Below are 13,005 nucleotides of genomic sequence, written 5' to 3'. Positions count from 1 at the left end.
CCAGCATTATCCGGCAAGCCTGGGTTAAAGTCATCCTTCAGAGAATTCTTGCAATCGACACAAAAGAGTCATATCTCCTCTTTCGGTTACAGGTTAGAATGGCCGCGTCTTAGTCACGGATTTACGGGGAAAGCGTATGAATACAAACGCACAAGGTTTAATTACTGAAGCGGAATTGGATGATCTGGAAGCCTTTTTGTTTTCCGATTCCGTCTCGGAAGATGCGCTGGATCTGATCGGTGCTCATGGTTTGCTCTGTGCGGTGAATATCAGCCCCGTCGAGATTCCAGAAGCCGAATGGATGGCGCTGCTGTTTGATTCAGAACCCGAGTGGGCCTCGGAAGAGGAAAAAAACCATTACCAGACCCTGCTGCGCAAACTGCACAAGACGCTGGCCAGCGATCTTTACAATGATCAGGAAACGCTACTGCCCTGTGAGCTGACGCTGGATACCGACGAAGATGAAGATCTGCCGGAACTCACGATCTGGGCTCAGTCTTTCATGGAAGGCGTGTTTCTGCGTGAAGAGGAGTGGTTTGGCCGGGATGAAGAAACCGTCGCCGGTATGCTGCTGCCGATCATGGTGGCATCGGAACTCTTTGAAGATACCGAAATCCTTGAAATACGCCAGGATCGTGCGCTAAGCGAAGAGATGGCCGAACAGATTCCAGAACTCCTGGTGGATCTGTATCTCTATTTCCACGCGCCCGACAAGTAACAGATTTGACATAAAAAAACCGGCCCTTGAAAAACTTCAAGCGGCCGGTTTTTTTGTCTGTCACGAGCCTGCGATCTAGGATCAAATCAGTAGGTGACACGCATGGTGGAACCCTGACCCAACACCCGCACACGCTGGCCCACACCAAAGCTCTGGTTGTTATCCACTTCCTGAACAACAGACACCACGTTGCCATTATCCAAACGCACCGTGATCTCCAGACCCTGACGGCGGCTGATCATCTCTTCTGCACGCTGCCCTGCAATCCCACCGGCCACAGCACCCAGCACCGTTGCCAAGGTCTGGCCACTGCCGCCACCGATATTACTACCGGCCACGCCGCCGATCACTGCACCGGTACCGGCACCAACGATGCCATCAGTACGACCTTCAATCACCACAGGCACCACCGACTCAACACGCCCGTACTGCACACTTTGCGCACTTCGCGCTTCACCCCGGCTATAACTGGTTCCCGTCAAGGTGGACTGGGCACAACCTGCCAGCAGGGCACCACTCAGCACCAACGAGACCAGTACGACTGACTTCTTCATTTTCTCTCTCCTTCACGAGCCTGGCTGTGCCAGGAATTCAAATAAGCGTTTAACCGCACAGTCTACCGATTGAAACTGAACAGACGATGACTAGACACCATTTCTTTAACCGAAATACACCCCCCGGTTACACATTTTGCTTCTGACCATAGAGACGTGCATAGAGGCCATTTTGTTCCAGTAATTCCTGATGACTGCCCTCTTCTGCCACCTGTCCATCTTCAAAAACGAGCACACGATCCGCCTGTTTCACGGCACTCAGTCGATGTGCGACGATGAGTGTGGTGCGCCCCTGCAAGAAGGTATTTAACGCCTGATGCAAAGCCGCTTCCGTTTCTGTATCCAGCGCGGAGGTGGCTTCATCCAAAATCACCACCTGGGGATCGGCCAAAACCATACGTGCAATGGCCAGGCGCTGACGCTGCCCACCCGACAAACGCACTCCCTGCCGCCCGACACGCGTTTCCAGCCCGGCACTCAACTCCTGTTCGACAAAGCTTTTGAGCTGAGCCACCTCTAAGGCCTGCCAGAGTTCAACGTCGGCAAAATCACGCCCCATACACAAGTTTTCGCGAATACTGCCATCAAAGAGTGCCGGTTGCTGCAAGACGGTCGCGACATGTTCACGCACCTGATGCAGCCCTATTTCGGTGACGGGCACGCCATCAAAGCACACCTGACCGGATTGCGCTGGATAGAGTCCCAAGAGCACCTGCACCAGCGTTGATTTACCCCCACCACTGGCGCCCACCAAGGCGACCTTCTCACCCGGTGCAATACTCAGACTAATGCCTTTTAACACCTCTTGACCGGGACGGTAACTAAATCTTACCTGTTCTAATTTCAACCCAACGCTACGTTTACCCGCAAAAGGATCTTGATGGGCTGGATACGCCGGTTCCAGGTTCAGATGGGTCAGCCGATTGACCCGTGCTAAGGCCGCCTTAGCGCCATACCAGGCATACTGAATGCCTAACACTTCCTGCACCGGCCCCATCATGAACCAGAGATAACCAAACACCGCCATCATCTGCCCAACACTCAAATCTGAAAACACGACCATCAGCATCGACACCGAACGAAACAGATCAAAACCTATGAGGAAGACCAAAAAACTCAAACGGTTGGCTGCATCCGATTGCCACTCAAAGCGGCAAGAGTGATCACGCACACCGCGCGCTTTATCCACTAAGCGCTGCAGATAGTGACGCTCACGATTGTAGGCACGGATCTGCTGAATCGCATCCAGCGTTTCCGTCAAGGCGCCCTGAAACACTTCATAGGCTTGGTTTTCTTGTTTTTTCAGATCCTTGATACGCTTGCCTATGGCCATAGTCAGCCAAATCACCAAGGGATTTAAAAACAGAATAAACAGTGCCAGTTGCCAATGCATGATCAATAAAATGATCGCAGTACCCAGAATTGAGAGGGTGGCGACCAATAACCGACTGACGGAACTGCCCACAAAACGATCCAGCGTATCCAGATCCGTGACAAAGTGTGAGGCCACCCGCCCACTGCCTAGAGTTTCGTACTCCGCCATTGAGATCCGCTGCAGCCGCTCCAGCAAGGCACTACGAATACGAAAAATCAGATCCTTGGAGATGATCGTGAACTGCCGTGCCTGCCAAACGTTTAACACCAGCGCGATCAAGCGCAGCAGGATGGTGAGAAAAAAGACCGCAAAGATATATAAAACAGGCCCCTGCCAACCCTCAGGAAACCAACGATTGACCTGAGCCACAATAAAGCCGGGTTGGTCGAGTAACACTTCATCGACCAAGAGCGGCATCAACAGAGGCACAGGTACCGAGGCGATCGCGGCGATAATTGCGATCAGATTGGCACGAATCAATTCACGCCGGTGCTCAAGAGCGATCTTGAGGATATAACGCCAATGATAGGTTTCTTCAGGTAGGGTCGCTGATTTCACGGCCGACTCGCTCCCACAAGCAATTAATGTTAGTTTATGCGCACTTTTTTCCGTAATCCGATATGGCCTAACAGATGGACCACCTCAGATGGATAGCCTGACTCTGAACCCTCTTGCGCGTGCTGATGGCAGCGTGCAAATTCCCGGCTCAAAAAGCCTTTCCAACCGTATTCTTCTTTTAGCGGCCCTGGCTGAAGGACGAACTCGCATTACCAACCTGCTGGATAGCGATGATGTGCGCCACATGCTAACGGCTTTGCACCAACTCGGGGTGGACTATACCTTAGCGGAAGACAAACGCAGTTGCGACCTCCAAGGTCTGGGCCAGGCTTTCCGTAATCCCGAAGCCTTGCAGCTATTTCTTGGCAATGCCGGCACGGCAATGCGTCCACTCTGTGCGGCTTTATGCTTGGGCCAGGGTGAATACACCCTGACCGGCGAGCCACGCATGTATGAACGCCCCATTCGTGATCTCGTCGATGCGCTGCGCACATTGGGTGCGCAGATTGATTATCTGGAAAATGAAGGCTACCCGCCTCTGCGCATTCAAGCCCAGGGTCTGCAGGGTGGGCATGTCAGCATTCGCGGCAACATCTCCAGCCAATTCCTGACGGCATTACTCATGGCCGCCCCCTTGGCAACCTCTGACCTAATCATAGAAGTCGAAGGCGAACTTGTGTCCAAGCCTTACATCGACATCACCCTGCACACGATGCAGCTGTTTGGTGTGCAGGTAGAAAATCATCAGTACCAGCGTTTTGTTGTACGCGCCGGACAGCAATACCGCTCACCTGGTGAGATCATGGTCGAAGGGGACGCCTCTTCTGCCTCCTACTTCTTGGCCGCCGCCGCGATTGCCGGGGGGACGGTGCGGGTGTACGGTGTGGGTGCAGACAGTGTGCAGGGAGACAAAGCCTTTGCGCAGGTTCTAGCGGATATGGGCGCCGAAGTGGAATATGGCCCAACCTGGATTCAGGTGAAACGTGGCGCTGAATTAAAAGGCGTGGATCAGGATCTGAATGCTATTCCTGATGCCGCCATGACGATTGCCACCACGGCGCTCTTTGCTCAAGGCAAAACCGCGATCCGCAACATCTATAACTGGCGCGTCAAGGAAACAGATCGCTTAAGCGCGATGGCCACCGAACTGCGCAAAGTCGGTGCTGAAGTGGTTGAGGGTGAGGACTTTATCGAAATCACACCGCCGGCACAGCTGAAAAGTGCCTCCATCCATACCTACGATGATCATCGTATGGCGATGTGTTTCTCTCTGGCCGCGTTTGGTGATGTGCCCATCACCATCGAAGATCCAGGCTGTACACGCAAAACCTTCCCCGAGTACTTCAGCCTCTTCCGCTCCATCACCTGCGAGCGCTAGCGCCTAGGCGGCCAAGCGGGTGGCTGAAGTCGACTTTACTTCTTCGAGCCACCCATACAATTCGGCGACAGAGGCACCTCCCCTGACAGGCTGGCCCACTCTTCTGGGCTATAGAGATGCAAAGCCAGAGCATGAATTGGATTTTGCATCAGCTCGGCAACAATGCCATAGACGCGCTGATGACGCTTCACTTTGCTCATCCCAACAAACTCAGGACTCACCAGCGCCAGCTTAAAGTGGCTCTCACTCGCAGGCCCAGCATGCATATGGCTTTCATTTTCCAGTGCCAGCGCATCCACGGCCAGTTCTGCTCGAATCAAGGTTTCTAAACGTTCAGCAACATTCATGATTTAGTCCTGTTTCGGCCCCGCCTGCTGTTTGTCTGCCAGGGCCATAAAGTGATGGTGAATACGGCGCACACTTAACCAGACCGCCACCAAGACCAGCGGAATCATGGCACCGATGACGAGCGACTTGTTAAAAGCCACACCTGAATCATAGAGCGCATCAATCAGATACTTCAAAAGTCCAACCAGATAATAACTAATCGCCACCACAGACAGACCTTCGACCGTATGCTGCATCATCAGCTGTACCTGGGAGCGTTTATCCATCGAACTTAACAGTGTTTGATTTTGATGCTGAATCGACAACTCCACCCGGGTCCGCATCATATCGGAAGCTCGATCGATACGCCGTGACAGATCCTCTAGACGCTCGCCCACGGAACGGCAGGTCTGCACGGCCGGTGTTAAACGTCGTGTCATAAACTCTTTAATCGTCAGATGGCCGGATAACTCATCCTCACGCAACTCTTCTAAACGTGTGAGCACCAGCTGATGGTAGGCTGAGGTAGCGGAAAAACGAAACGTAGACCGGGCACGGAAGGCTTCTATACGTGCCGCCATATCGGTTAAATCCGCCAGAATCGCACGCTCATCCACCCCCTGATTTTCGGTCAGAGCTTGGGTGATGACGGCCAGCTGCTGATCCATATCAAACAGCTGCGGTGAAATTTCACGCGCTAACTGCAACGAAAGCTGTGACATAAGGCGGTAGGTTTCGATCTCCATCAAGCGCTGAGTTAAACGGCCTAACTGGCTATCCGACATGCTGTGATTGAGCACCATAAAACGCCCAAAACCATCACGATGCAGCTGAAAGCTACCCCAAACACGGGCACTGCCTTGCTGTGGGCTGCTTCCGACCAAGCGCTTTCCTTCAAAATAGGGGCGTACGAGCTGCAAATCCTCTTCAACACTTGTGCGTGCCGCTTCCAAGGCAATATGAAAGGCCGCCACCACCTGTCCCGGTAAGGCCGCTAACCAACCCTCAGGCAAAGGGCTGATCCCGGTATAATCAAAGGGACAGACCTCTTCGCAGGCTTGCAAATTGATAAAGGTATAGGTGGTGAACTCCATATGCGTTTCACGTCGCACCCGCAAAGCGCCAAAAGTCTTTTCGTAACAGCTCACCTCTTCCTGCGGGGGCTCGACGCCATAGCGTTGATGCAGGTTTTGCAGATGCTGAAACTGTGCCTGCCGCTCCTCGCGTGAACTCAACAGCGCGATATGTGTAATCCGCGCCGGGCAAGGGATCACCTGAAATGGGCGTGAGTGCAGCTCAGCATAGAGGGCATCACGCTGCGGATGTTGATTTAATCCAAATTCCGGCAAAAACATAAAAAGATCCTTAACAGCGCACACAGCACTCGCATTGTCTGACGCTTAACGCAGATAAAAACCCAGATTCACCATCGCCCCAGCGGTGCCAAAGGGGATGAGTTCAAGATTCAAACGATGATATTCCAAGCCTACCGCCGGTAAGATCGCTGGCGCAATTTCAAAACGGTTAAACGGAATCTTGTCTCGATACTCGTCTTTATAGCCGTGCAATAAACCGGCGGTAACTTTGACATACGCTTGGGTTTGCGGCTGCAGTGGGAAGTCATAACGCCCACCCCCATAGACATAAGTGCTGCGCTGGCTAAAAGAGTTATCGAAGCTGGCCACACCCGCCAACCAACGCACTTCATCACGCCAATCCAACCCCCCTGGACGCTGCAACTCGGTCAGATCCGTTTTCGGTGCCAACCATTCGACGTTGAGCAGCTTTTGATGGTTGTTATGTTCAGGCTCGGGACTATAGTGCACCGTCCAGAGAGAGGTCTGTAACAGTAGCGCATCCCCTTGAGTAAACACCCCTTCGGCGTGGACGGGCAGGATCAGCGCGCCACTCAAAACTAGTGGTGTGAGTCGTGCTAGCATAGAATGAACACCCTTAAAATTGATTCGAGTAGCTTATCAAGACCATGATGATTCGGGTACTGCCTGGTTTAGAAACACGTGAGGAATGGTTAGCCTTTATGCGCCGTGAAACGCCTTACTGTTTAATCGATACGCCGCCCGTTTTGGTCGACTTTCAGGGTACCTTCCTGCAATTGACTCATTTCCCATCCGGCAGTTCCGATCCGATCCGTTACACTCTGGGCTCTAAAACTAGCCTGGAGCCGGCTTGGGATTTGATTCGTGGCTGCCAATGGAGCTTAAGTTTTTTACTGCGTGGTTTATCCGAGCTGGCATTTGACAGCAATGTCCGTGACAACGCCTTACCCGGTTTCAGCTCTGATCTGAGCCTGCGCCGCTCGTTTGCTCGTGAGCGCAACCTGCCAGAACCGGCGGCCAGCCAACTGCTCAGCGCCTTAGAAAAGCTGCCCGAGATTTGGGATCTGGACAGTGTCCGACGTCTGCTGGCGAATCAACAATTTTCGCAGTGGCAGGCTTTAGAGGGCCGCTACACCCCCCTAGGGCTGCTGGTCAGTCTGATTGAAGAGCCAGAGCACTGGCACATCAGCACTGAACTGGAGGGACTGCGGCTCTCACGTCTGCAGCGCCCCCAGGTGCAACTTACACCCCGGCTGACTCCGCCGCCTCAACGTCTGCGGCGGACATGAGTTTGTAAGGGTGATCCGAGGCCAAGAGCGCCTTACCTTTTTCCGTCGGAAACTCCACATCCAGATCCACGATACGCCCATCACGGCAAACGTTGATGATCGTATCCATGCAGGAACTGAGCAGTGAGTATTTTTCATCCGGTGCCGCAATGATGGTTTGCAGACCCAGATCTGACATAAAGCCCAGCGAAGTCACGGTATTTTCCGAATCCAGTTTATTAAAGGCCTCATCAAATACCGACAGACTGAAGCCGCCGACCGGCTGACCATCACTGCTTTCTTTCAAACGATAGGTCGCCCCTAAAGCGGCGGCCATCGCAACATAAAACGGCACCTGATGCTCTCCCCCGGAACCGGTCTTGATACGCTGAGTCAGGGTGGTTTTACGATTCCCTTCCAGATCCTTCACCACCAACTCAAAGTTATAGAAGTTGCGGTAATCCTGCAGCAGGTTGCTATCACCTTCACTTTTCAGCACTTCATGGATCTTTGCCAACGCATCACGGTGTCCGGTATCGGTTTCATGATGGATGTCGAAAAGTGAACCCACATTGGCCTGATCCATTCGCGTGTAAGCTTCCACCAACTCAAGAATATCTTTGAGTTCGGGGTTGGGCATCATCTCAAAGCTATACATCTCTTTGTGGAAAGGTCGGTTTTTCAGATGGCTGTTGAGCTCACGAATCAAGTCTTTAATCTTATTGATCTGATCATTCAGATGCGCGACAAAATCTGAGCGGAAGGCCGTTTCGGCCTCCAGACGTGCACGCTCTGCCTTCTGAGTGTAGAGCGCCAGTTCCGACTCCTGTAGAACCGTCACCGTCTCATTCACATATTTTTCCAGATCTTCGTGGGTGGAGTCGGCACTGATATTATCCAAGCCCTGATGACTCAAGCCACCGGCATGATAACGTGCCTTGTATTGCGCCACGGCATCACGCACTGCGTTTTTCTTTTTCTCATGCAGCTGCAATTCACTTTGCGCTTTTTTGGCTGCTTCAAAAATGACACGCTCAAGTTCAGCGCCACACCCTTCATCGAGGTAATCACGCTTTTCCTGTGCGGACTGGGCATCAAATTGCGGATGCTCCTGACACTGGCTACGCGCCCGTGCGTGTTCACTTAATTCACGCTCAAGTGTCTCTAAGGAGGCGGTATCCTTGATCATACCGGTACGCACTTTTTGCAACTTATCCATCAAGGATTTTTGCTGAGCTTCAACCTGTTTCTGAGCCTCTGCCAGATCCGCTAAGCGCTGTTGCGCCCCGGAGTCATCATGATTACGCAGATCGGTAATCGCTTGCTGATAACCCTGGATCTCAACACTCAGCTGCTCACGCGACGTTACCAGATCAAACACTCGCTCATTGATCTGACTTAAACCGGAGGATAAACGTATCAGTGCATCACGCAGTTTTTCCAGCTGTTCATGCTGTTTACCCAACTGGGTAAATTCCGCAATCAACTGATCCACCTGCTTGCCCTGCTGCGCCAATTGATCACCACGGCGGCGCACGCCCATAATCGGGCTCAGTTCATTGATCGAGGTGGTCGAACCTTCACTCTGCAACATGCAATCATAGGTTAATGCACGCTCATGACGCAGCAGCTCGGATTCGGTTTCAACTGCCATCACAGCGCCCAAGGCACGGTTCATATAGGCGCGCGCATGTTCATCTTGAGAATCGATAAACAGCGCCAAAGAACCCGGCTTAGTACGATGCAGCCATTCCCCACTTTTGGTGGTGTTGATAATACGGCAACCTTTTAGATGACGGCCTTTGCGACGATAGAGTGTAATGGCTTCTTTCACTCGATCCGGTGCCACCACCAAAGCTTCACGCCGTGCGCCGAGGAAAGACTCAATGGCAATACGCCACTTATCCTCGGTGATATCGACCAACTCACAGATCGGTGTGGACTCTATGCCATATTCCGCCAGCAGCTCGATCAACTCACGCGTAGCATGACGCACCGGTGCACGCCCCTGCTGCAACTGCTCCACCGCGCTTTTTTGGCTCTGAATCTGGCTGCGCAGATCATTCAAACGAATGACCGACTCTTCATATTTACGCGCTACACTCTTGCGTACGGGGTCCACCTGATCTCGTAACTGAGTCAGTACGGCATCGACCTCGACTGGATTTTCCGGCCAAAGATCGGCGAGCGTACTTTCACCCGAGCGCCAGAGGCTGACAGCTTGCTCAACCAAGGGGCGGAAGTTTTCCGGCAAGAGTGCGGACTGTTCTGCAAATCCGACACTGCTACGCAATAGACCATAGGCCTGCTGAATCTTGTCACGTACCACCGCTTGCTCATGCTGGCGTGCACTGATGCGCGATTCCAAGGCATTGATCTTATGTGCTGAATCGCTGTTATTCAGTTCCGCACGCGCATTGGCCAGCGCCTGCATGGCCTGGTTTAACTCTTCGCTTTTCTGCGCGAGATTCCGCTGCAGCGTCTCTTCCTGCTCACTGTAGGTTTCCAAGCGTTCGGCAGCTTCCTCTTTTTTCAGATCGGCCTGCTCAAAGCGCGATTCATGCACCACCCACTCATATTCAATCGCATTTTTGACATTGCGCGAGATGCCCTGACACATCTCCTGGATCTTCTCCAGCTCGGCGATACGATTGGCCACCTCACGGGTTTTTTGCTCCATCGCCCGATACTCATCCAGCGACTTACGAAAGGCCCCAACATGGACGATATTTTCATCCAGTACAAATTCACGGATAAAGCGCGTTGGGCTGTCGATCGGGACAAACTTGATGGCATTTTTGAAGTTTTTGATGAATTTCTCATCATCATTCGGCATCTGCGGATCATGACTCAGATGCGTCACCATCTCTTTAATAAAACGCGCCGCGCGCTTCTCCAGAATCATCTCCGGACACTGTTTTAATAGGTGATCGCGCACTTCATTCCAGGGTTTGGGTAAACGCCCAGCCCCCTGTTTCACCGAAAAGTCATCCAGGGTGACGGAAAAATCTGGCAGGATAAAACGCCCAAGCACATCTTCATCGGCATTCGCGGTAGAAGCACTGATGGCAATACCAACACAACTCTCTTTGGCGGTTTCCGTATCAAAGAAGCTTAAGGCCATGTAAGTCAGCGAATCTTCACGCGCATTGGCTTTTTTGCCTTGATCATCCAGAAAACCCAAGCAATAGGTACGCAACGAGCGCTCAGATTTTTCACCTGCCGAGGCGTTAAAGCTCAAATGACGTTTATGCCCACCCATGAGAATGGTCTGAATGGCATCCAGCAAAGAGGACTTACCAGAACCGTTCGGCCCGACGATGGCCACATTGCCTTTAATCGGGATTTCAATGGCACCCAGTACATACCAGTTGACCAGAACGATACGATTAAGCTGTTTCATCATTGACCTCCGCTGTATCGAGATCGCACAGGGCTTCAAGTTGTCCGATGTAATCCTCTACCACGACCTGGCGTATGGTCGGGTTGATGCGAATAGGCAGGTTCTTCGGATCGGTTTCCTCCGCTTTGCCCCGTTCAATCACTCCATGACGGCTGAACAAACCCAAAATCTCCTTTAAGCGTGTCTCATTCGGGATCTCTTTACCGGTCAGATTATTGTACAAACGCAAGAGCGCATCGGTCTGAGTAAAGGCTTTGCCTTCCTCTAATTCGAAGGTTTCCAGTTTTTGCTCATAAATCTGGCGCAAACAGAGTAGGAATAAAGACTCATCCAGCTTAAGGCGCAGGACTCGCTCCTCTCCCTGAGGAATCACACCGAGATACGCCTCATCCGGTTGATACACCAGATGCCAACCAATGGCCGCAAACAGATCCTGAAAGTACTTCAAATGACTGGCAATTAAGAAGTAACTGTCCCGATGCAAAGGACGATCCGCATAGAGAAACTGGCTGACCAGCAAAAGATTGGCCGCACGCACAAAATCATCTTCTTGGTGCTGTTCGGTGCGGGAAAGTAGTTTTTGCAAATCACCTAACATGATGTCTTCCTGTGGATCACAAAGCCTCGACACTCAACCACCTGATCAACACAGACGTAGCTGCCGTCAAATTCGAGACGATATTTTTCAAGAGTTTTGCGCGCCTTTTTTCCTAAAGACTGCAAATGGCGGATGTAACTAAAACAGATGTAATCTTCGACGCTGCGAATGGTGAAATCGGTGGCATGCAATTGCGTCTGCTGCACAAAGTGCTGTGCCAGGTAGGCTTCGATACGGTCAATTTTGACTTCACGCCGCTCTTTATACTCCTTAAACAGCTGACGCAACTCCAGCACACGCGGATCGATCTGAGATTGGGTAATCACCCTGGGGGTTGCTTCAACCCGACGACGAATCGGTGAACGCACACTGGCTGGGGAAATGAAACCGACCGTTTCCAGGGTGTTTAACACGGGAATCTGGGTTTCGGGCTGTTTGGCCAGTTCACTGATCAGGCGGGACAAACGCGCCGCCATCCCAGGCGTGGTTTTATCCATATAACGCACGGTATCGGCGACCCGTTTTTCCAGCTGATAACGGAAATCATCAATGGCGGCTAAGCGCTGATCAACCGATTCAAAAATCCGAATAATTCGCTGGATATGCTGATGCACCCGTGCTTCGGCCGAATCATAGTCCAGCTCATACTGCACTTGATAATGCTGGGCCAGCTGTTCTAGCTTGAGCAGATCAAACTGCAAGTCGCGCAGCATCGACAGGATTTGACGACGATAACGGAAGGGGTTGTTGCGTGTTTTCAGCGTTTTATAGTCTGAGACCAGAATCTGCTCTACAAAACGATCAAAGAAACCCCGCACGATCTCCTGCGGATTTTGACTCGCCGTCAGGCTCATTTTCATCTCACGCAGACCTAACAGCATGTCAGTTAGATGTGCACTAAACTCAGCCGCCGTGGTGGCCGCTTCCGAAAGGGTGATACCACGACCCACTGGATCGTGAATCGCGGCTTCCAAAGAGCTGAGGACGTTGAGCACCGCGCCGCCATAACTGCGTTTTTCCAAACGCGCAATCGCGACCAGGGAGCGTAAAAGATGGCTCACCGCAGGCGCCAGTAATACATAGGTACGATAAATACGCTGCTCTTCTTCCAACCACCCGCATTGCACTAAACGCCGGTAAATACGATTGGTGTAATCGGCACTGGAGCGCGGCGGTTCGACTTCTTCATCCGCTTCACTTTCCCAGCGGCGAATCCCTAAACGCACAACCGCATGCTCGATGGTGGAGCGCACCAGATCCTTGGCAATAAAGGGATCGATCAGATCTTCATCGAAATACAGATCGGCCAGCTCAAGCAAAACCGCCTGATACACCTGGCGATTCTGCCCGGATAAGGGCAGAAAAATATCATCCGGTAACTTATTGAAAAGCATGGGTGTCCCTGAGTTCAAACCATCCTGCAGGATCGGTTAAGAAAAACAATCGGGAGATTCTAGCCGAAATCGAACAGCCTGCCTAACCTATTTCC

11 protein-coding genes are annotated in these 13,005 nt (G+C 52.1%); 3 read left to right on the top strand and 8 right to left on the bottom strand.

What is annotated here, in order from left to right; genetic code table 11:
- The first annotated feature begins 136 nt into the window (after positions 1 to 136).
- The gene (locus E1H14_RS11460) at positions 137 to 718 is read left to right on the top strand and encodes a YecA/YgfB family protein (RefSeq protein ID WP_149391611.1); all 582 of its coding nucleotides are present in this window, start codon (positions 137 to 139) and stop codon (positions 716 to 718) included.
- Between the two features lie 86 nt (positions 719 to 804).
- On the opposite strand, the gene E1H14_RS11455 is transcribed toward E1H14_RS11460, so the two are convergent.
- Positions 805 to 1,272, bottom strand: a complete 468-nt coding sequence (locus E1H14_RS11455) for an outer membrane lipoprotein (protein ID WP_149391610.1) — start codon at positions 1,270 to 1,272, stop codon at positions 805 to 807.
- A 127-nt stretch (positions 1,273 to 1,399) separates the two neighbouring features.
- Positions 1,400 to 3,205: an ABC transporter ATP-binding protein gene (locus tag E1H14_RS11450; protein ID WP_235017449.1), complete on the bottom strand. Its 1,806-nt coding sequence runs from the start codon at positions 3,203 to 3,205 to the stop codon at positions 1,400 to 1,402.
- A gap of 88 nt (positions 3,206 to 3,293) precedes the next feature.
- Here E1H14_RS11450 and aroA point away from each other — a divergent pair, with 88 nt between their 5' ends.
- Complete coding sequence (gene aroA, locus E1H14_RS11445) at positions 3,294 to 4,583, top strand: 3-phosphoshikimate 1-carboxyvinyltransferase (RefSeq protein WP_149391609.1); 1,290 nt, start codon at positions 3,294 to 3,296, stop codon at positions 4,581 to 4,583.
- A 35-nt stretch (positions 4,584 to 4,618) separates the two neighbouring features.
- Here aroA and E1H14_RS11440 read toward each other — a convergent pair whose 3' ends face one another.
- Genes E1H14_RS11440 through E1H14_RS11430 form a run of 3 tightly spaced genes read right to left on the bottom strand, consistent with a single transcriptional unit; the run spans position 4,619 to position 6,850 of the window.
- A complete protein-coding gene (locus E1H14_RS11440; RefSeq protein WP_149391608.1) occupies positions 4,619 to 4,930 on the bottom strand; it encodes a BolA family protein in 312 nt (103 codons plus the stop codon).
- Between the two features lie 3 nt (positions 4,931 to 4,933).
- Positions 4,934 to 6,265, bottom strand: a complete 1,332-nt coding sequence (locus E1H14_RS11435; RefSeq protein ID WP_149391607.1) for a DUF3422 family protein — start codon at positions 6,263 to 6,265, stop codon at positions 4,934 to 4,936.
- A gap of 45 nt (positions 6,266 to 6,310) precedes the next feature.
- A complete protein-coding gene (locus E1H14_RS11430) occupies positions 6,311 to 6,850 on the bottom strand; it encodes a hypothetical protein (protein WP_149391606.1) in 540 nt (179 codons plus the stop codon).
- Positions 6,851 to 6,897: 47 nt separating this feature from the next.
- Here E1H14_RS11430 and E1H14_RS11425 point away from each other — a divergent pair, with 47 nt between their 5' ends.
- A complete protein-coding gene (locus E1H14_RS11425; RefSeq protein ID WP_235017448.1) occupies positions 6,898 to 7,536 on the top strand; it encodes a hypothetical protein in 639 nt (212 codons plus the stop codon).
- Here the strand turns inward: E1H14_RS11425 and E1H14_RS11420 are convergent.
- From E1H14_RS11420 to E1H14_RS11410, 3 genes are read right to left on the bottom strand one after another with little or no spacing between them, the layout of a single operon-like run.
- The gene (locus tag E1H14_RS11420; protein WP_149391604.1) at positions 7,490 to 10,918 is read right to left on the bottom strand and encodes an SbcC/MukB-like Walker B domain-containing protein; all 3,429 of its coding nucleotides are present in this window, start codon (positions 10,916 to 10,918) and stop codon (positions 7,490 to 7,492) included. The genes E1H14_RS11425 and E1H14_RS11420 overlap by 47 nt on opposite strands.
- Complete coding sequence (locus tag E1H14_RS11415) at positions 10,905 to 11,516, bottom strand: DUF4194 domain-containing protein (protein WP_149391603.1); 612 nt, start codon at positions 11,514 to 11,516, stop codon at positions 10,905 to 10,907. The genes E1H14_RS11420 and E1H14_RS11415 overlap by 14 nt, the downstream gene beginning before the upstream one ends.
- Positions 11,510 to 12,910, bottom strand: a complete 1,401-nt coding sequence (locus E1H14_RS11410) for a Wadjet anti-phage system protein JetA family protein (protein ID WP_149391602.1) — start codon at positions 12,908 to 12,910, stop codon at positions 11,510 to 11,512. The genes E1H14_RS11415 and E1H14_RS11410 overlap by 7 nt, the downstream gene beginning before the upstream one ends.
- Positions 12,911 to 13,005 lie beyond the last annotated feature (95 nt).

This window comes from Nitrincola tapanii (assembly GCF_008368715.1).
In the GTDB taxonomy this organism is placed as follows: domain Bacteria; phylum Pseudomonadota; class Gammaproteobacteria; order Pseudomonadales; family Balneatricaceae; genus Nitrincola; species Nitrincola tapanii.
Note: the sequence above shows the minus strand (reverse complement) of the source record. Positions and strands in the feature narration are given on the sequence as shown.